The organism is Streptococcus bovimastitidis, assembly GCF_001885095.1.
Taxonomy (GTDB): Bacteria; Bacillota; Bacilli; order Lactobacillales; family Streptococcaceae; genus Streptococcus; species Streptococcus bovimastitidis.
Genome location: NZ_LZDD01000001.1, coordinates 373,117 through 392,118, shown reverse-complemented (window position 1 = coordinate 392,118; position 19,002 = coordinate 373,117). Strand labels below are relative to the sequence as shown.

Annotated in this window: 19 protein-coding genes; all 19 read right to left on the bottom strand. The window is 37.6% G+C overall.

Translation table 11 applies throughout. From position 1 onward, the window contains the following. Positions 1-115: 115 nt before the first annotated feature. Positions 116-1,312, bottom strand: a complete 1,197-nt coding sequence (gene chrA / locus A9Q68_RS01865; RefSeq protein ID WP_071792965.1) for a chromate efflux transporter — start codon at positions 1,310-1,312, stop codon at positions 116-118. A gap of 305 nt (positions 1,313-1,617) precedes the next feature. Further along, on the bottom strand, positions 1,618-2,235 hold the full coding sequence (locus A9Q68_RS01860; RefSeq protein ID WP_071792964.1) for a hypothetical protein: 618 nt from the start codon (positions 2,233-2,235) through the stop codon (positions 1,618-1,620). A 75-nt stretch (positions 2,236-2,310) separates the two neighbouring features. Then, positions 2,311-3,492, bottom strand: coding sequence for an alpha/beta hydrolase (locus A9Q68_RS01855; protein ID WP_240494202.1), 1,182 nt, complete (start codon positions 3,490-3,492; stop codon positions 2,311-2,313). A 205-nt stretch (positions 3,493-3,697) separates the two neighbouring features. Next, positions 3,698-4,324 carry an ArsR/SmtB family transcription factor gene (locus A9Q68_RS01850; RefSeq protein WP_083426015.1) on the bottom strand — a complete coding sequence of 209 codons (627 nt, stop codon included), beginning with the start codon at positions 4,322-4,324 and terminating at the stop codon, positions 3,698-3,700. A gap of 160 nt (positions 4,325-4,484) precedes the next feature. Then, entirely contained in the window at positions 4,485-5,744 is a 1,260-nt protein-coding gene (locus tag A9Q68_RS01845; RefSeq protein WP_071792962.1) for a YeeE/YedE family protein, read from the bottom strand. Continuing rightward, complete coding sequence (locus A9Q68_RS01840; RefSeq protein ID WP_165605217.1) at positions 5,741-7,087, bottom strand: APC family permease; 1,347 nt, start codon at positions 7,085-7,087, stop codon at positions 5,741-5,743. Before A9Q68_RS01840 ends, A9Q68_RS01845 begins: the two co-directional genes overlap by 4 nt. A gap of 2 nt (positions 7,088-7,089) precedes the next feature. Continuing rightward, complete coding sequence (locus tag A9Q68_RS01835) at positions 7,090-8,787, bottom strand: FAD-dependent oxidoreductase (protein WP_071792960.1); 1,698 nt, start codon at positions 8,785-8,787, stop codon at positions 7,090-7,092. A gap of 157 nt (positions 8,788-8,944) precedes the next feature. Further along, complete coding sequence (locus A9Q68_RS01830; protein WP_071792959.1) at positions 8,945-9,964, bottom strand: YeiH family protein; 1,020 nt, start codon at positions 9,962-9,964, stop codon at positions 8,945-8,947. 220 nt (positions 9,965-10,184) lie between these two features. Further along, positions 10,185-11,171: an aldo/keto reductase gene (locus A9Q68_RS01825; RefSeq protein ID WP_071792958.1), complete on the bottom strand. Its 987-nt coding sequence runs from the start codon at positions 11,169-11,171 to the stop codon at positions 10,185-10,187. A 33-nt stretch (positions 11,172-11,204) separates the two neighbouring features. Next, a complete protein-coding gene (locus A9Q68_RS01820) occupies positions 11,205-11,525 on the bottom strand; it encodes a carboxymuconolactone decarboxylase family protein (RefSeq protein WP_071792957.1) in 321 nt (106 codons plus the stop codon). A 14-nt stretch (positions 11,526-11,539) separates the two neighbouring features. After that, positions 11,540-11,944: a cupin domain-containing protein gene (locus A9Q68_RS01815; protein WP_071792956.1), complete on the bottom strand. Its 405-nt coding sequence runs from the start codon at positions 11,942-11,944 to the stop codon at positions 11,540-11,542. Between the two features lie 2 nt (positions 11,945-11,946). Next, positions 11,947-12,339, bottom strand: a complete 393-nt coding sequence (gene nmlR / locus A9Q68_RS01810; protein WP_071792955.1) for a stress response transcriptional regulator NmlR — start codon at positions 12,337-12,339, stop codon at positions 11,947-11,949. A gap of 127 nt (positions 12,340-12,466) precedes the next feature. Next, a complete protein-coding gene (locus A9Q68_RS01805) occupies positions 12,467-13,507 on the bottom strand; it encodes a zinc-dependent alcohol dehydrogenase family protein (protein WP_071792954.1) in 1,041 nt (346 codons plus the stop codon). A gap of 254 nt (positions 13,508-13,761) precedes the next feature. After that, the gene (locus tag A9Q68_RS01800) at positions 13,762-14,595 is read right to left on the bottom strand and encodes an SDR family oxidoreductase (protein ID WP_071792953.1); all 834 of its coding nucleotides are present in this window, start codon (positions 14,593-14,595) and stop codon (positions 13,762-13,764) included. A gap of 189 nt (positions 14,596-14,784) precedes the next feature. After that, positions 14,785-15,639 carry an aldo/keto reductase gene (locus A9Q68_RS01795; protein WP_071792952.1) on the bottom strand — a complete coding sequence of 285 codons (855 nt, stop codon included), beginning with the start codon at positions 15,637-15,639 and terminating at the stop codon, positions 14,785-14,787. Positions 15,640-15,725: 86 nt separating this feature from the next. Further along, a complete protein-coding gene (locus tag A9Q68_RS01790) occupies positions 15,726-16,907 on the bottom strand; it encodes an Mbeg1-like protein (protein ID WP_071792951.1) in 1,182 nt (393 codons plus the stop codon). A gap of 81 nt (positions 16,908-16,988) precedes the next feature. Continuing rightward, the gene (locus tag A9Q68_RS01785) at positions 16,989-17,450 is read right to left on the bottom strand and encodes a GNAT family N-acetyltransferase (protein ID WP_071792950.1); all 462 of its coding nucleotides are present in this window, start codon (positions 17,448-17,450) and stop codon (positions 16,989-16,991) included. Positions 17,451-17,470: 20 nt separating this feature from the next. Continuing rightward, entirely contained in the window at positions 17,471-18,124 is a 654-nt protein-coding gene (locus A9Q68_RS01780; RefSeq protein ID WP_071792949.1) for an HD domain-containing protein, read from the bottom strand. 4 nt (positions 18,125-18,128) lie between these two features. Beyond that, positions 18,129-18,572 (bottom strand): peptide-methionine (R)-S-oxide reductase MsrB, encoded by a 444-nt coding sequence (gene msrB, locus A9Q68_RS01775; RefSeq protein ID WP_071792948.1) that lies wholly within the window; start codon positions 18,570-18,572, stop codon positions 18,129-18,131. Positions 18,573-19,002 lie beyond the last annotated feature (430 nt).

Sequence of the window (19,002 nt, the reverse complement as noted above, 5' to 3'; positions counted from 1 at the left end):
AAAAAAGCTTGCAAGTATTTTGTCTCATTTTCAAACAATTTCATTCAGTCTATTAAAATTACCCAAGATTATAATCTTGGGTAATTGTTTGATGATTCTGCTAGCGTCAGCCATTTTACCCTTGGTAAAAGAAGCCTAGCAACATGGCAGCGATGATAATGATTGGGGCGGGTACCTTTTTACTTAACAATAAAAGAGTAGTTACCAAAACCATGATCAAATCTAGTATATTGTCTTGTCGTGTCAGGGTTTGGCTAATTGCGGTGAGGGTTATTAAGGCTGCTACTGCGATGGTAACGCCTTTTAGGAAGTAGGATACTGCCTTAAATTTTCGAATTGTTTGCCAAAGAGGAGTCATGAAATAGACTAAAAGTGTGCCAGGAAGGAAGATGGTGAAGCCACCTACAATGCCGATCAGTAATGCAAAGATACTTTGTGAGAATGCACGTGATGCTACAAATGCTGCGAAACTAAATAGTGGACCTGGGACGGCTTGGTCAAAGGCATAGCCTGCTAAGAAATCGGATTGACTAATTACGGTCTGAAGTTTGACAAAATCTTCAATCATCATTGGGATAATCAACTGGCCACCGCCAATGACTGAATAGCCATAACGGTAAAATGAAGCAAGCAATGTCATTAAGGGTTGTCCATTGATAGCTGCTAACTCCAAGATGATGGCAATGGCGAATAACATCACTAAGTAAATCCATTGTGGCTTTTCATTCATCTGACCTAGGTAATGCCACTGTTCCTTGATTTGAGACCAATGAGGTAAGGAATTAATAAGCCCTGCCAGCATGAGGAAGATGAAAATCATCCAAACTGACCAGGAAAGGGTAAAGTAGGCTAGAATAGCTATTCCAATATAAAGGAACAAGTCCGGCAATCTTTTGACAGTCTTGCGAGTCATGTTGATGGCTGCATAAACAATGAAGCCAATGGCTACAGCTGGTAGAAAACGAACCAGGCTTTGCCAAAGCTGATTGTCCTTGAATAGTTGGAAGAATAGCCCCAAGGAAGACATCATAAGAATAGCTGGGCTGACCCAAATTAGAAAGGTTAAAAGGGCTAACTTTTTACCGCCTAGATGATAACCAACGGCAGTGATTGTTTGCGTACTTGATGGACCTGGTACGATTGAAAAGAGTCCTATCAATTCTGCTAATTCTTCTTCCGTTATATATGATTTTTTCTCAATCAACTGGTGTTGGAAGACACCGTAATGAGCTTCCGGACCGCCATAAGATGCCAAGGCACATAGAAAGACGTCTTTTAAAAATTGCTTCTTCGACAGAAGTTTAGCAGTCATCTCTAATCTCCATTTTGAATTTATTTTCGACTTACATTTAGTTTATCATAATCAGTTACTTTAATCTTCTTTCTAACTTTATCAGACTATTAAAATCAACTTTTACTTAAAAATGAGCAATTTAATCGTTAAAAAAATTAAATTAGCTTACACTAAATTGTCTTTTAGATATTCATACTATAAATGGAAATCGATCCTTATTTTTTGAAAAACTAACTAAGCTAATCCTTATTTTTTGATAACGCCATTTTGTCCTAAAATACAAGTTATCCGACATGCAAAAAAGCCTTACAAAGCAAGACTTCTTAATAGATACCTTTGATGATTTCTACTCGGGTAATCAAGTCCCCATGCATTTTATCAACGCGTAAGGCAACATTTTTTAAATAAACAACAGAGCCGACAGAGATCGTTTTATTATCTTCATTTAGTCGACGAGTCATATAACTACGGAGTGTATCTTCGTTTTCACCAGGAATAGTCACACCCGCCAAGACGTTAATCATTTTCAGCTTGTGGCTTCCTCTAACAATCATACGGGTATTGTTATCAAATTGAATAAAGAGGTAACGTCTAATGGCAAAGAGCACTGCTACTGCGATGATACCAAATAGAAAATCCAACATGTTTGGATGATCAACAATCAATTGACGTGTCAAGGCAAAAAGCAAGACTTCAATAACTGTCTTGGGACCAGGATTAGAAATCATTTTAATAAGCTCAATACCGACAGCTAAGGCCATGGCTCGTGCTAGCACGATTTCGAATAATTTCAAGTCATCGATACCGCTTGACATAAAGCCGGTCATATCCCTTACTAATGAATAGGCAAAAAAGGCCATGGCTATCATTAAAATAAAGGATAATATCATTTCCAAATAGTCTGAAAGTTCTTTTTCAAATTCCTGTAAATATTTTCTCACATAAGCTCCTTAACAATCTTAAATATTCTCTATTTCTATCTTACCATATTAAGTTTTGAGAAAATAGTTTGGTGCTTATGGCTTAACCGCCTTCTCCGGATAAGTTTTAAACCACTCTTTTGTCAAATGAAGATAAGCTTGACTGCCTAGGTTACCATCAATCCGGTCATAGGCATGGTTGGTATAAGGGAAAATAACCAGTTTGTTGGCAATCTTTTTCTTAGTTAAGATTTCTGCCAATTCATAAGTCGGTTCTTGAGGAACAAGACTATCCCGTTGACCCGCCATTAATAAGGTTGGTGGAGTCTGCGGTGAAATAGAATTCTTAGGCGTTAGACGAGCATATTTTTTAGGCAACTGATCGGGACGGCCTCCTAGGTAGGACAATACCATTAATTTTGCCAAATCCCCTTTGACCAGGTCACTATTCTCATAAAAATCCTTAGGACTAGCAACGGGATAAGAAACAGAAACTGCATCAATCTTTGGCAACTTTTCTCCATTGGCAGCTCGGAAATGACCACTATTAATTTTGTATGACAATTCTAAGGCTAGATTACCGCCAGCAGATACGCCGGTCGTATAAAGACGATCCGTGTTGCCACCATATTTATCAATATTATTATCAACCCAAGCGAACCCTTTAATCAACTGCTCTTCGGTCACGTCGGACAAGTGGCGATTTTTGTTGGAAAGATCATAATCGAGACTGACCACCACGAAATCGTCCTTAGCAAAGCTTCTCCAATAATAGTCATGGGAATAGCGAGTACCTGCTACCCAACCACCACCATGAATATAAACTAGAACTGGCTTATCTTTAACATTATCATCCTGATAATAAATATTGAGTTTCACAGGCCCCAACTTGGAATAACTATAGGTTTTGACTGCCAACTTAACTCCAGAAGTATCCTCAACTTGGTAGGATTTCAAGAAAGAAACATTGGCTCCCAGCTGATTAAGATTCGTTTCTATGGTCATAATCATATAGATGCCCATGGCTAAACTGAGGGAAGCAATTGTTGCATTAAAAATATGCCACTCACTCTTCTTGTTTTTAATGCCCAAATAGATACTTACCAGAAATAATACACAAAGCACAGGGAGCCAGACCCGAACATAAGGTACTGTATAGTGATTAGCAATAGAACCCAAATAAGGTAAGGGAAAGAGGGTAGCTAGATTAAAAATAAAAATAATAATAACAATCAATTCTAATAGGAAAAAGGCAAACTTTTTAAGAATAGTCAACACAGTCCTCCACTTCTTTTCATAAACATGTATTAACCTTTAGCCTATCAAAAGATTGAATGACTGGCAAGTTTTGACTACAAATTTAGAAAATTAAAAAGTCATTTCTCAATGAAATGACTGAAATTGTTTTAAAATACAAAATATTCAATAGTAAATATCATATTAATTACTGACATGACGTAACTCTTAAAATGTTTAATTACTTTTAGTTATGACGATGCCATTCAAAGTGAGTAATGTTAACACTATAAGCATCAAATCCTAATTTATTTAGATATGCAGAAGCTTGATTTGCATAGGGACAAAAACGACCTCTACAATATAAAATAATCGGCTGATTTTTTTGAAGCAAATCAATACTATTCTCTAGTTTATGATATGGAATATTCAAAGCATTTTCTATATGTTCTAATTCAAATTCTTTAGAAACTCGCAAATCAACCAATTGTACGTCTTGTTTTTCTTCTAAATCCATCGCTTTTTCGGCAGATAAAACTTTGATAAAAGGATCACTTTGATCAAACTGGTCTTCAATATACCTTAATTTTGGGGATTGTTCCTCACTTATGAGATGGATTTCATTTAATAAACTTTCAATTCTATTAGTAGAAATACGGTAATAGATATATTTTCCATCTTTATGATTTTCTACCAAGTTTGCTTCTTTAAGAACTTGCAAATGTCTAGAGGTATTAGCTATTGTCATATTAGAGATTTTAGCTAATTGTTCTACAGTCTTTTCACCGTGAGTCAAACGGTGCAAGAGTTCGATTCTTTTTTCGCTAGATAAGGCTTTTCCAATACGAACATATTCTGAAAAAACCTGATCCATATATTGCCTATCCTGATTCAATGATATCCTTACCTTACTCTCAGTTTTACTCAATTATATCACATATTACAAACATACTAAATCAAAAGATTTATACTATCTCATAAAAGAGGACTTGACATCAAATGTCCAGCCCTCTGAAAAAATATTTTTTTAACAATTAAAGTTTAACTTTTTTAGCAATTATATTTCCTAAAATACCACCTAAAACTAGAAAAACGAAGAAAATCCAACCAGATAAGGAAAAGTTAGCAATTGGAGTATATAAGGCTCCAACATTACATCCATTAGAAAGTCTGGTTCCAAATCCCATTAAGAACCCACCTAAAACAAAAAATCTTGCTTCTTTACTTGAAATTCTAAGTTCTGAAGTAAAGACTTTGATAAATGTTCCTGAGGTCAGTAAGAATAATAATGTTCCCATAATGATTCCAAAATTTTGAACACTGACAGGATGTTGGAAGAAAGGAGTTGAATAAGCTTCTACCGGCATTTTTGTAAAGCTTGCTAACTGATCAGCTGATACCCCAAATACCATCATCACTTTACCAAACCATAGTCCATATGGTGTTGAAGCTCCCCAACCAGCCTTAGTAATACCCATTAATAGCGTAAAGAGACTAGCTAAAATTACTGCAGCTTTTCTAAGTGACCATGCGTTGACAAAGAGACGCTTATACCAATCAGTTTCTGTTGTAACCTCTTCCTTAGTTTCTGCTACTTCGATATCTTGAATTTTCTCACCAAAATGACCTGTATAAGTTCCTGCTGCTTTTCGTTTACTTTCGTAATAATGCGCAAAGAGAATGACAACACCTGACAATAAGCCGGTAAAAATTAATGCACCTAGATAACCATTTAAACCATCCCATTTAAAGAGGTCTGGTAAATACACCCCTCCATAAAGTTTTTTACCAATAGGTGAGGTAAACCATGATTCTTTAACCCATGAACTAGAATTTTGAACTGGGAAGCCAATAAACACGCCAAAAGCAAAGAAAACTAGTGTAATTAAAGCTCTTGGTAAAGCTGTGACTAAGTCAGTCAAAACACCTGATGCACAACAAGATGAGAAAGTCATCCCAAATCCAAATAAGATACCACCAAGTAATAGGCCTAAATTAATTGGATTTACCCATAAATCATAGCTCGCTGGATCACTATTAAATAGAAACGCTGTACTTAACAAAGTTGTAATGAAAAACATCATCATCATCGTTCTCATTAATCGAGTCGAACCTGTCCGATAAGCACGATTGACACTACCAGCAAAACCAGTATAACCTCGACTTAAAGTATAACCGAGCGCAATTCCAATTATCAATCTAAAAAATAGCATATTAGAACTTAATAAGGTTTTTCCCAATATTAATAATAGTAACCCGAAGATGAATCCTATTAAGGTTTCTGTTTTTTTCATTTTTTCTCCTTATGAAAATGTGATTTATTATATTTATTTAGTTTTGTATAGTAAAAATACCCTAGTAGTATCCAAAGCAAAAGAATGATAAAAGACAAGGGTCTCAGTTGACTTGGGGAGCCTGGACTTATTAGCAACAACATAAATGATAAACCAACAAAAAAGCCGAGACAACAAAATATCTTTTCTTTCCTTGTTTCAGATAAAGAAATACTAATATAAGAAACATAGGCATAAGTTAAGCCGGCCATGAGACTTGACAAGTCCACAATATAAAGTATAATCATTCTCCCCAGCAAAGGCATTAAAATTGAAATTAATGTAATAAATTTTAATGCATTAACGGGTACATCTAGCTCATTTTCAATTTCAAAATACTTTGGCATCAGTTGATATGAAGCTAGTGATGCTATTACTCGACTACTTCCAACCATAAAACCATTAATTCCTCCTACAATTGCAGCAAATAAAGCAATGGCAAGTAACAAGAAACCTAACCAACCAAAGTGATTTAGAACTGCACTGCCACTTGCCCACGTTAAGTGCTGAGCTGCTTTGGGACTGTAAGTTAAGGCAGTTAGTAGATTAATAGCATTGTAGATTAAAACTCCGAAACCTGTAGCAATTACAGTCATTCGTGTTGCAAATTGTCTGTTGAAACCTAAATCCGTAATGACTTGCGGAACAATATCAAATCCAACAAAAAGAAAGGGAATAACTGCTAGAATCTGAAGCATTTGGCTAACATTAAATTGATAGTTACTAATATAATTTGTAATAAATTCGCTATTATTGTAATTTTTGATAAGTATGATACCAGTAAGTGAAGACACTATGACAACTAGGAGGAAGATTAATAGCTTTTGAAAAGTCATTGACAAAGAAATTCCATGTTTGTTGATTTGATAAAAACTATAAATAATCAAAGTGGAAATAATTAAATCAGATAAATAGACTTTATTTCCAACGATAGTGTATAAATATATATACGAAAAATTTGGAATTAGGGACTTAATAACTAAGGTTAAAGCACTAGCATTCAGTGGTATCAAGGTTAAATAACAAAACGATAATGACCATCCGACAATAAAGCCATGTTTTTTTCCCAAATAATTATAAACATAGGAAAATTCTCCCCCTTTGTCTTTGTGGTTTAACATCATGACATGGTAGGCAATTTGAACGAAGTAAATCATTATCCAGCCTATCAAAAATCCTAATGCTGTATTAATAAGACCAGATTGAGGTAAAAACTTTTGACCTGGTAGATAAAAGGCTCCCCAGCCAATGACCGAACCAACTACCAAAGCCAAAATATCTATTTTACTAAGTTTCTTTGTCATCATTAATTAAAATTATAGTCTGTTAGGATTGATTCACGATCTGTCGTTTTATCTTTAAAATACTCATGATAACTTAGTCCCAAAAAAGAACCTTGAATATTAATAATATTATTAAAGCCATAACCCTTTAATGCACAAATAGCATAATAGCTATTCCATGATGTACGACAATGAATATAAACTGTTCTATCTCTAGGAATTTCATTCAAACGTTGTCTTATTTCATCAAGAGGTATATTGACCGCACCTTTAATATGAGCTTTCTCAAAGGCAGATTTGCCACGGACATCCAAAATAAAAGCTTTGCTATTTACCAATTCTCGAACTTGTGACATAGGAACTTGTTGATAGACATTATGTAACTGATTCAAACCAACAATACCTGCAAAGTTAACAGGGTCTTTTGCTGTTGAAAATGCGGGGGCATAACATAATTCTAAATCTTTTAAATCTTCAAGACTTCCCCCCATACTAATCACAGTCGCGAGAACATTAATATTTTTTATTGGATTACCTTTACTGATTGCTTGTCCGCCAAGTATTTTGCCACTTGGATAATGGTAGATAACTTTAAGGTGCATAGGACATGCATCAGGCATAATCCCAACTCTGTCATTTGGAATCACATAAACAGTACGGTAATCTATTTTCCGCTTTTGACAATCTTTCTCATTGAAACCAGTTGATGCAGCATTCATTTCAAAAACACGAATACAAGATGAACCAATGACACCTTTGTTGCTAGACAGCTTTCCAAATAGAGCATCCGCAACTTTTCTAGCCTGTTTTTGTGCCTGTCCAGCTAAAGGAAGACGAGTTTTTTCACCTGTAATTAAATGTGATACTTCAATAGCATCACCGACAGCATAAACATCTTTTAGATTTGTTTCATAATTGTGATTAACAGCAATTGCTCCTGTTTCACCTAAAACTACTCCAGATTTTTCAGCAAAAGCAACATCTGGTTGAACTCCAATTGCCATAACTACAGCTTGAGCTGATAATCGTTTACCACTGCTCAAAAGAACATCTTTGTCAGAAATCTCATTAACTGCATCTTCAAGAATTAAATCGACTCCGTTGTCAAATAATTCTTTGTGTAACATCTGAACCATATCATTATCAAACGGCATCATTATCTGGCTACTTGCTTCAACCAAAGTTACATTTTTGCCAGAAGTCTTTAAGCATTCAGCAATTTCAACTCCAATAAAACCACCACCTACTACAACAATATCTTCAACATTATTGATGGTAAGGTATGAATCAATAAATCTTACATCACTCACATTTTTTAAAGTAAAAACATGCTCACTATCAATTCCTTTGATTGATTTTGGTTTTATGGCTTTAGCCCCTGGAGACAAGATAAGGTAATCATAACTATCTTCAAATTCTGTGCCATTTTTTATATCAAAAACTTTTATTTTATGATTTAAAGAATCAATTTCTGTAACCTCACACAAGGTTTTAGCATCCAAGTTATAAGTTGCTTTAAAACTTTCAGAATTATAGAAAATTAAATTTTCAATTTCATCAACTTCACCGCTAAAATAGTTTGGTAAACAACAATTAGAAAATGAAATATCTGACCCCTTATCATAAATAGTAATTGATGCATTCTCATCAAGACGACGGATTCTTGCAGCAACAGAAGCTCCTCCTGCTACACCACCGACAACAATAAATCTTTTCGTCATAATCGCTCCTTATATTGTGTTTTATTTCACAAAGATATTCTATCATTCAATTGAATGTTTGTCAATAAAAAATTAAACCTTTTCAATGAATTTGCCATTTAATGAGTATAAAGCTAAAATAAAAAGCATGATTGCTCATGCTTTGCTTATAAATACTTTACCAAGTCCCTAATAGAGCTTGCATCAGAAGGCTGACACAGGTAATGGCTAGCCAACAAATAGCACCTAAGGTTATAGCTTGTCCCCCTGTTTTAACCAATTTAACGAGATTCGTGTTAAGTCCAATAGCTACCATAGCCATGACAATAAAGAATTTAGATAAGACTTTAAGATTTTCAAATAGTAACATATTTAAACCAAGGGCTGATGCTACTGTGGTAACTAGAGAGGCTATTAAAAAGAATAAAACAAATGCTGGAAAAGCTTTTTCCAAACTAAATCCTTTTGTGGACTCAGACTGCTCCTCTTTCTTAGCCTTATAATATGACAGACCTAATGTTATTGGAATGATGGCTAAGGTTCTAGTTAACTTGACAATAGTTGCTCCATCCAAAGTATTAGAATGATGGATAGCATCCCAGCTAGCCGCTGTGGCAGTTACCGAAGAGGTATCATTTACAGCAGTACCAGCAAAAATGGCAAATCCATGATTGGATAATCCAAGTAGCTGACCGAGTGTTGGAAAAAGTAAAGCTGCTAAAATATTAAAAAGAAAAATAACAGAAATAGCCTTAGCGATTTCATCATCTTTTGCCCCTACTACTGGTGCTGTAGCGGCAATAGCTGAACCACCACAAATTGAGGAACCGACACCGACCAGTGTTGCCGTATTGACATCAAGATTAAGTTTCTTTTGGAGGAAATAGGCAACTATCAAAGCAGTTGCGATGGTTGAAATAATAATGGGAAGCGACTCCAGACCCACTTTTAATACCTGAGTTAAATTAAGGCCAAACCCTAATAAAACGACAGCAGTTTGCAAGATATACTTGGAAGTAAATGCTATACCTAGTTGCGTTTTGTCACATTTCTGATAAAAAAGGGCTATAAGCATTCCCAGTAATATACCGAAAACCGGTCCTCCAATTATGGGTAAGGCTTGACCTAAAAACCATGCCGGTAAGGCTAAAGCTAGACAAATGAGAATACCAGGAAGTTTTTTTTGAATACTGATCATAGAGACTCCTTTACTGTCATCTATTATAGAACTTTCAGAAAAAATTGCAAACCAAGGAAAAAAGCCTTGCCATAAAGCAAAGCTTTTCATTTTCCAATGTTTTATATTTTTAGTTTTTGAAATGAGATATTTAGAATTTTATAAATCATAAATGTAAATATCATAATGCCGACATACTCATCCCCAAAAATGAGTTTGTCAAAGACTTTAATGTAACTTCTTAAAGCGCACCGACAATTTTATGTGGTAAATAATTAGCTTCTAAGATTGCCATCTCCTTATCTGTCAGTTCCAAACCGAAGGCTCCCATAAAGTCATCCAAATACTTCTCTTTGGTCACACCAACAATTGGTGAGTGAATGCCTTTTTGCCAGAGCCATGCAAGGGCAACCTGAGCTCGACTAACTCCACGCGCATCAGCCACTTGAGCAACTGCTTTAACAATTTCTTTATCTTGATCTTCAGTCGAATCGTATTTAGAAATGGCCACTTGGTCAGTCTTACTACGTGCAGTATCGGCATCCCAATCACGCACCACACGACCAGCAGCAAGCGGACTATATGGCACCAAGGCCACACCAGCATCCTGACAATAAGGAATCATCTCACGCTCGTCCTCACGGTAAAGCATATTATAGTGATTTTGCATAACAGAAAACTTAGTCCAACCATTTTTCTCAGCCACGTTTTGGGCTTTTTGGAATTGCCAAGCATACATAGCTGATGCCCCAAGGTAATGAACTTTACCAGCCTTAACCAAGTCGTTCAAGGCCGACATGGTCTCCTCAATTGGTGTATTGTAATCCCAACGGTGGATGTAGAGCAAATCAATATAGTCTGTTCCCAAACGTTCTAAACTGGCATTGACCTGATTGAAGATGGCTTTACGAGACAAGCCTTTGGTGTTACGACCTTCATGTTGGCCGTCACCGAAAAAGAGTTTTGTAGCAATGACAATTTCTTCCCGGTCGGCGAAATCTTTAATGGCCCGTCCTAAAAATTCCTCGCTTGTACCGGCAGCATAGGTATTAGCGGTGTCAAAGAAATTAATTCCCATATCCAGTGCTTTTTTGATGATTTTGCGGCTAGCTTCTTCATCCAAAAGCCAACCAGAATGGAAACCTTTACTAGCATCCCCAAAACTCATACATCCTAAACATAATTTTGAAACTTCTAAACCAGTATTGCCTAATTTAATATATTCCACTAGAAAATCCTCCTCTAATTCTTTTCAGTTAACTTAATCCGCCCAAATTTCTTTAGCACGATTGAAAGCAGACCAAGCTTTTGGCCAACCTACATAAAAAGCAATATGAGTGATTATTTCAGAAATTTCTGTTTTTGTTACTCCGTTTTCTTTAGCTTTTTGTAAATGATGTTCCAATTGTTCTAAATTACCACCAGAAATGAGTGCTGAGACGGTCACGATTGAGCGGATTTTAGCGGGGAGTTCTTCTTCCCGCGACCAGATTTGACCAAATAAAACATCGTCATTACACTCGGCAAATTTAGGGGCAAATTCCCCTAAAATATCACGACCTGCTGTTACTTTTTCTGCCATATGCAACCTACTTTCTATTGGTGAACAGCTTGATACTGCTCATCTGTCACTTCTTCATAAAACTCACTAGCACCTGAGGTAATAGCCAGATGTGAGAACCAAGAATCCTGACTAGCCCCATGCCAGTGACGGACACCCTTATCCGTAACTACTACATCACCAGGTTTCAAAGCACGCGCTTCCTTGCCTTCTTCCTGATACCAACCTTGACCAGCAGTGACCAAAAGAATTTGGAAACCATCTAAATGAACATGCCAATTATTACGGCAGCCCGGTTCAAAAGTCACATTACCAACGCTTAAAGATTGATCAGGTGACTTTGCTAAACCATTGAGATAAGATTGGCCAATGAAAAACTGACCAAAGGGATTTTCTTCACCAATTGCAAAAATACCATTTTTTACTTCTTCTTCATGCATACTTATTCCTCGTTTTCCTTATCAAACAACTCATGTTCTCGGGGAACCACCTTGTTGCGGTAGTTGTCAATCTTGTGATTCAAGCGATCCAAAGCCTTCTGCAAACCATCGATGCGGGCTTGCAAGTCCTCTTTTTCGTTTTGGAGAATAGCTAAACGGGCTTCAATGGTTTGATCACCCTGGACTACAAGGCCAATATAGTCAATCAAACTTTCAACTGAGACACCAGCTCCGCGGAAAAAGCGGATAAATTCCAAAACATTGACATCTTGCTCCGAGAAATTACGAATGCCAGATTCATTTCTGCTGACAGGTGGAATCAAGCCAATTCGTTCGTAATAACGAATGGTATCAGCTGATACCCCTGTTATTTCAGAGACTTTTTTAATATTCATAAAAACTCACTTATTATATTTTTTCAATCCTTCATTTTTTCTATTAAAATGAAGGAGCATTTTATAAACTACTCAAACACATCAAGCGTGTCTAATCGAGAAGTTGAAAATGGTCTTAATGTCTTACTTATTGACTAACAATAACTAAAGATTTAATGGCTTCACGTTTATCCATTGCTTCATAAGCAGCTTGGATATCATCCAAGGCAAAAGATTTGGTGAAGACTTTACCAGGATTGATTTTGTCGTTCAAGACTGCTTCTAAGAGCACTTCTTTGTCAAATGTAGTAACTGAAGCGATACCTCCTCGTAAGCCAATATTCTTCCAGAAGAGATTATTGGTATTCATTTCAGCTTTTTGTGGGACGCCGACACGGCCAACAATTGCGCCTGGACGACCAAGTTGAACGGCTGTTTCAACCGATTGTTCAGTGCCAACACATTCCAAAATAGCATCTGCCCCATCGCCATTGGTTAAAGCCATCAGTTTTTCAACGGCTTCTTCACCACGTTCAGCGATAATGTCAGTGGCACCAAATTCTAGCGCCAATTCTTGACGATCTTTATGACGACTCATAGCGATAATGCGTTTTGCTCCTAAAAGTTTTGCTGCAATAACACCGCAGAGACCTACAGCTCCGTCACCCATAACAACGACAGTATCGCCTTCTTTAACTTCCGCAGTTTTAGCAGCGTGGTAACCAGTTGCCATAACATCTGATAAGGTTAAGAGGGAGTTGAGTTTTTCTTCTGAATAATCTGATGGTTGTCCTGGAATTTTTACTAAAGCCCAGTCCGCATTTGTGTAACGGAGATATTCTGCTTGGTAACCAATGTTTTTACCAGGGACATGATTTGTACAGTTTCCATCAAATCCAGCTTTGCAAGCTACACAATGGCCACAACCATGGGTAAATGGGACAACAACAAAATCACCAACGACTACATTCGTCACATCTGAACCAACTTCTTCGATAATACCGATAGCTTCATGTCCAGCATAAGAACCTGAAGGGCGATCTGCAATCCCACGATACCACCACAAGTCAGAATCGCAGACACATGCTCTAACAATTTTGATAATCGCGTCACTTTCTGCTTCAATAACCGGTTTGTCACGTTCTGTAATCACCATTTTACCTGGTTCCATAAATGTTGCTACTTTCATATGAGTACCTCTTTTCTATACTTTCATTATAATCCTTGGAGTCTACTCCAAGTCAAGAAAAAAACATTAATATAAAACAATATTTCAGAAAATTTCATTATCTTTGTCAAAATTGGAACCAAATTCCAGAATTTCTAATTAATCCTGATATGGAATTCCAAATCTTTAAGTTAATTTATAGTCGGATTCTAACTCTCAATGGTTCTTGAAAATTGACTGTCACTTTAATTCTAATTATTAAAATTAGTGATTTTTTACTTCTGCTCTGGCTGCAAGGGACCATAGAAATAAGATGCCGTTGCACCACCATCAATTAACATAGTTGAACCAGTGATGTAAGCTCCTCGATCACTCATTAAGAGTTCAGCAAGATTAGCCACTTCATCTGCTGTACCAGGACGGCCTGCAGGTGATTTGGCAAGCATATTTTTATAAAAGTCACCACTTGGGCCATTAAATTCATCCAAAGCTAGAGGGGTTACAATAATGCCTGGTGCAATCGCATTTAAGCGAGCTCCATTTTGAGACCACTTAACAGCCTCTGCCATGACGCGTTTTTCATTTGCCCGTTTTGCTAATTGATAAGCATGGAGACTGTCTGAAATCTGGTCAGATTGTAAGAAATCTAAGGCTAATAATTCTTCTGTGTCAACAGTGGCGAGGAAACGGTCTTGGTCAGCAGTTAAAGCCGGCATGCGGAAACCTGACTGGCTAGAGATAGTGACACCAGAGCCACCTTTGGCAATGACTTTGCCGACTTCTTCTAATAAGATTGCTGTGCCATACAAATCAACTTTTAGAACGGTTTCTATTGATGCTTGTGAAGGAGAGATCCCAGCTCCATTAACCAAATAGTGAATCGGTCCGTAAGATTGCCCCAAGGCAATCTTATTTTGAATGGATTGTCTGTCTGATAAATCCATTTTCAGTGCTTCAACATCAAAACCTGCTTCTCGCAATGTTTTAGCAATTACTTCGGCATTAGCTAGATTTTTATCGCCTAAAATGATTTTGCAACCTGCACCAATTCGTCTAGCAATGGCCATGGAAATTTGTCCCGCACCTGTTACTAACATTACTTTTGTCATTTATTGAACCTCACTATCTATTATCTTGACTCTATACTATTCCTTGGAGTTGACTCCAAGTCAAGAGAAAAAATTATTTTAATGACATTTTTTTGAGATATATCATTTTTGGTCTCTCTTCATTCTCAATTTGCTATATAGAATTCAAAAGAAAAAAGCAATGAAGTTCAAATCTTCATTGCGATAGTTTTATTTACCTGAAAAGACTGGGAATTTACTATATTCCCCATAATCGGTGAATCTTATCTTGTTAAGTGTTTCCATATCTTCACGAGAAATGGTGAAGTCCACTTGCATGTTACTGTGCATGTGTTCTGGATTTTCGGTTTTTGGTAATGCAATCATATCGAGTTGTAAGACATATTTGATGCATAATTGGGCGATGGTTACCCCATATTTATCAGCCATAGCTTTGATTGTTTCATTACCTAAAGCTTGACCATGGGCAATTGGGGAATAGGCTTCAATTAAGATATCTTGACTCTCACAGTATTCAACCAAATCAAAGGGGATATTCCCAATATGGGCAAGTATTTGGTTGACCGCCGGTCTGATAGTACCGTGGCTTAGGATATTCTCAATATCTTCTCTTTGGAAGTTTGATACTCCAATGGATTTAATTTTGCCGGCTTTGTGAGCATCTTCTAAAGCTCGCCAAGCTTCTAAGTTGCCCTGATCAAAATTCTTGTCGCTTGCTCGCCATTCTTGCCAAGGCTGAGGACTATGGATAATCATCAGGTCAATATAATTCAGTCCCAACTTGTCTAAGGATTCTTGGATTGATGCTGCGGCAGCTTCATAAGTTTTGTGCTCTGCTCCAACTTTTGTCGTCACAAAGATTTCTTCTCTAGGGATGCCCGACATAAAAATTCCTTTGCCGACACCAACCTCGTTGCCGTAAGCCTGAGCAGTATCCAGATGGCGGTAACCTAGTTTTAAGGCTTGTACGACCACGTCTGCTGCTTTTTCATCTGGTATCATCCAAGTACCAAGTCCTAAGTCCGGAATCCGATTACCGTCATTCATTTTGACCATTTCTATCATCTTCTGTCCTCCATTCTTTCCTCTATTATATCATTGACCATAGGAGGCAGGTCAAGCAGAAACCTTAAGAGCCAAAAAGCCTCCGCTTAACGTTGCAGAAACTTTGGATTTGGTCTCTTTTTTAAGATACTGCTGATGCGTTCTTGAATTTTATCTGATACATCCCGTTTACGATAGCCAGTGTAGTCATGTATTAACTGTCTAACTGATTTAAACATAATGGCTTTTTTGGTTTGGTCAATGGAATTGAATGAGGAAATTACCTTAAATAGTGCCATAAAAGATTTTTCATCAAAGGTAAAGGCATTGAGACTGGTAATGCCACTAGCAATTAAGGCATCAAAGAAGCAATCACAGACTAATTTTAAATCCTGTTTGGATAATTGTCTAGTCCAGTCTCTAAAGGTTTTTTCTAGGCTAAGACTGAGCTCTGTCTGACTTGGAACAGTGACTAATTTTCCTTCTAAATGAACCTGCCAATTACAGGTTTTATGCTGAAGGACGCCATAAGCTAAACTCTTAACGACCTTAGGTTTAACATCACAATAAAGCATAACACCGACTACCGATTCTTGTGGTCTGACAAGGACTAATTTATCACGAATAGCCTTGTAAGATTCTCTTTGTAGTAGCTCTTCTGCTATCCCTGGCGAATCTAATAAATAAACTTTTTTAAGTTGCTTTTGAACTGCTGGGATTGAGAAACTTGAGGAATAGAGGGCTAAATTACCACCTTTAGAGTGTCCTGACAAGTAGATGTCTTGGTCCGGGTGAATCTTAATATAGTTACTTAAATAGTTGATAGCTGAGCGGTGTGCGGGAATTTCAGACATATATGTTAATTTAAAATCTTCTTTCCAGCCAATTAAAGAATCATCGGTACCGCGAAAAACGATTTGAACATGCTTGATACTTGGAATAGTAAAAACCATAGCTGCAAATTGCTTTTCAAACTCTTTATTGATTTCATTGACGTAATGGGAAAGAGTCAACTCCTCGAAGCGTTGCGAAGCCTGAATGGCCTCAAATAATGCTAACCGTTCTTGTGTAATTAAATAGTTGTATATCGTTTTCCGACGATCCTCAGGATAATTTTTGTCAATATCTTTTATCTTGATTTTGGTTGTCTCATCGATGGTCGCTACACCTAAATCATCAAAAGAAAGATAACCAATCTCATTAATAGCTATAATGTCCAGTTCATTGAGAGGCAGGTCGGCAAAAGATGTCTTAGCCTGTTTCTCAATGTAGTCTTTTAATATGGGCAATCTATCACCATCCTTCTTTCACTTATTCCATTCTATCCAAGAAAGCAGTCATGGTCAAGTTTGCATCCATTACCAACAATCTTAGAGTATCTTTTCCATTTGCGTTTGTTGTGGTTTGAAATCTGCTTTTTCATAAAAAGCACGAGCCGACTGATTGGCTTCCCAAACATTTAGGGTCAAGTTAAATGCACCTTGTTGGCGAGCCAAGTCTTCCGCAAAAGCCATCAGAGCTTGACCAACTCCCTGATGTCGAGCTGCTTGAGCCACACACAAATCCTCAATGTAGAGAGATTTATGAGGGTAGCGAACTCCATTGTTTGGTTGTTTCCACTCTATAAAGAGATGGCCCAAAACCTGTCCAGTATCTTCATAAACATAAATCGGTTTTTGAGGATTGCCAAGCATTGCCTCCAAATCCTCCTGGCCAAACTTGGAAGATGCTGGCATGAACAAATCCGGCCGTAAGTCGTGGTGCAAGTCCGCAATCTCAAGTAGAAGCCCCTGCAGGGCCTGAAGGTCTTTTCTCTCTGCTAAACGTATCATCTTTTCCCTTTCTTGAATGGCTAGCGCAGCCCATCCCATTCCGCATAAAACTGATCTAAGTAAGTTTCTAGGAAGTTATGTCTTTGCTGAGCTAATTGACGGCCGTAGTCCGTATTCATATGGTCTTTGAGCAGTAATAATTTTTCATAGAAATGCATGATGGCCGTATCCTGGCCATTGCGGTACTCCTCCTGAGTCATGTTTTCTCTTGGTTTCATGTTAGGGTCATGAATCAGACGACCCTTGTGGCCAGAATAGGCCATACAACGGGCAATTCCAATGGCGCCGATGGCATCCAATCTATCCGCATCTTGGACAATTCTTGCTGATAGGGACTGGAGTTGCTCCCCTTTGCCGCCTTTGAAGGAAATATGTCGCGTAATGTATAAAATCTCCGCAACCTCTTCTTCTGACAATTCTTTTGACAGCAGAAAATCCACTACTTGCTGGTCAGCTGCTTGAGGGTCCGCATTAAGTTTCTCATCTGCCATGTCGTGCAAAAGCGCAGCCATTTGACAAATGAAAAGGTCCGCCCCTTCGGCCTGGGCAATGGTTTTAGTAGTGTTAGTCACCCGGACAATGTGCCACCAGTCATGACCACTGGCTTCGCCTGCAAGTTTAGCTTTCACCCATTCTTCCGTTTGAGAAAGGATGCTCTTTTGCATATCATTCATCTGTTTAATCTTCCTCGATTCTAAAGAGATCTAAGTACTGGGCGTAGCCTTCATTTTCCATGTCTTGATAGGGAATAAAGCGGAGAGCTGCTGAATTAATGCAGTAACGCAAGCCTCCTGCTTCTTTGGGGCCATCATTAAAGACATGGCCTAAGTGGGACTGGGCTTGACGACTGCGCACCTCAACCCGATGCATACCAAAGGAGGGATCCTCATGGTTGGTCACCAGGCGGTTATCAATTGGCTTGGTAAAGGCTGGCCAGCCACAGCCAGACTGGTACTTGTCCAGTGATGAAAAGAGGACTTCACCACTGACCACATCCACATAGATCCCTTTGTCAAAGAAATTGTCATATTGCCCTGTATAGGCTCTTTCAGTTGCCGCGTTTTGCGTCACTTCATAGGCCAAGTCTCCAATCCGGTGGCGCAAGCTTTCTTTATCTTCCATAAGTCCCTCCTACGTGAAAAATAAACTTTCTTTTTATTGTAACAAATTCTTGCAAGAATGACTTCTTGTAAGGATTTTACTGTTTCCATTTTTTGATACTTTCCTATCCATTTTCTTATATCTTTTGTTGACACTTTACTTAAGCAGCACGGATGGGTTCAACAGTTAGGGAAGTGACTGTTGAAGAAAAAAGAGAAACTTCCTGCAGTTTCTTCCTACATAATTCATTACTTTTCTTTTTGATACTTTCCTGTAGTAGTGCGGACGCAAGCGACTCACTGCGTGATTCCATTGCTAATTTTTTAGCCTAGGTCTAAAAAATTCCGGTAACTGAAATTTCTTTTCAGTTACTTCCACTACGGAGGAAAGTATCTGGGGGGGCGAACTTCGTTCGCTCGTGGCTGTGACAGGAACTGGGTTTTAACTTTCT

What these genes read in the sequence shown, in the direction of transcription:
- chrA (WP_071792965.1), bottom strand. Translation starts at nt 1,312, where the DNA reads ATGACTGCTAAACTTCTGTCGAAGAAGCAATTTTTAAAAGACGTCTTT.
- A9Q68_RS01850 (WP_083426015.1), bottom strand. Translation starts at nt 4,324, where the DNA reads ATGGATCAGGTTTTTTCAGAATATGTTCGTATTGGAAAAGCCTTATCT.
- A9Q68_RS01845 (WP_071792962.1), bottom strand. Translation starts at nt 5,744, where the DNA reads ATGAAAAAAACAGAAACCTTAATAGGATTCATCTTCGGGTTACTATTA.
- A9Q68_RS01840 (WP_165605217.1), bottom strand. Translation starts at nt 7,087, where the DNA reads ATGACAAAGAAACTTAGTAAAATAGATATTTTGGCTTTGGTAGTTGGT.
- A9Q68_RS01835 (WP_071792960.1), bottom strand. Translation starts at nt 8,787, where the DNA reads ATGACGAAAAGATTTATTGTTGTCGGTGGTGTAGCAGGAGGAGCTTCT.
- A9Q68_RS01830 (WP_071792959.1), bottom strand. Translation starts at nt 9,964, where the DNA reads ATGATCAGTATTCAAAAAAAACTTCCTGGTATTCTCATTTGTCTAGCT.
- A9Q68_RS01820 (WP_071792957.1), bottom strand. Translation starts at nt 11,525, where the DNA reads ATGGCAGAAAAAGTAACAGCAGGTCGTGATATTTTAGGGGAATTTGCC.
- A9Q68_RS01815 (WP_071792956.1), bottom strand. Translation starts at nt 11,944, where the DNA reads ATGCATGAAGAAGAAGTAAAAAATGGTATTTTTGCAATTGGTGAAGAA.
- nmlR (WP_071792955.1), bottom strand. Translation starts at nt 12,339, where the DNA reads ATGAATATTAAAAAAGTCTCTGAAATAACAGGGGTATCAGCTGATACC.
- A9Q68_RS01805 (WP_071792954.1), bottom strand. Translation starts at nt 13,507, where the DNA reads ATGAAAGTAGCAACATTTATGGAACCAGGTAAAATGGTGATTACAGAA.
- A9Q68_RS01800 (WP_071792953.1), bottom strand. Translation starts at nt 14,595, where the DNA reads ATGACAAAAGTAATGTTAGTAACAGGTGCGGGACAAATTTCCATGGCC.
- A9Q68_RS01795 (WP_071792952.1), bottom strand. Translation starts at nt 15,639, where the DNA reads ATGATAGAAATGGTCAAAATGAATGACGGTAATCGGATTCCGGACTTA.
- A9Q68_RS01785 (WP_071792950.1), bottom strand. Translation starts at nt 17,450, where the DNA reads ATGATACGTTTAGCAGAGAGAAAAGACCTTCAGGCCCTGCAGGGGCTT.
- A9Q68_RS01780 (WP_071792949.1), bottom strand. Translation starts at nt 18,124, where the DNA reads ATGAATGATATGCAAAAGAGCATCCTTTCTCAAACGGAAGAATGGGTG.
- msrB (WP_071792948.1), bottom strand. Translation starts at nt 18,572, where the DNA reads ATGGAAGATAAAGAAAGCTTGCGCCACCGGATTGGAGACTTGGCCTAT.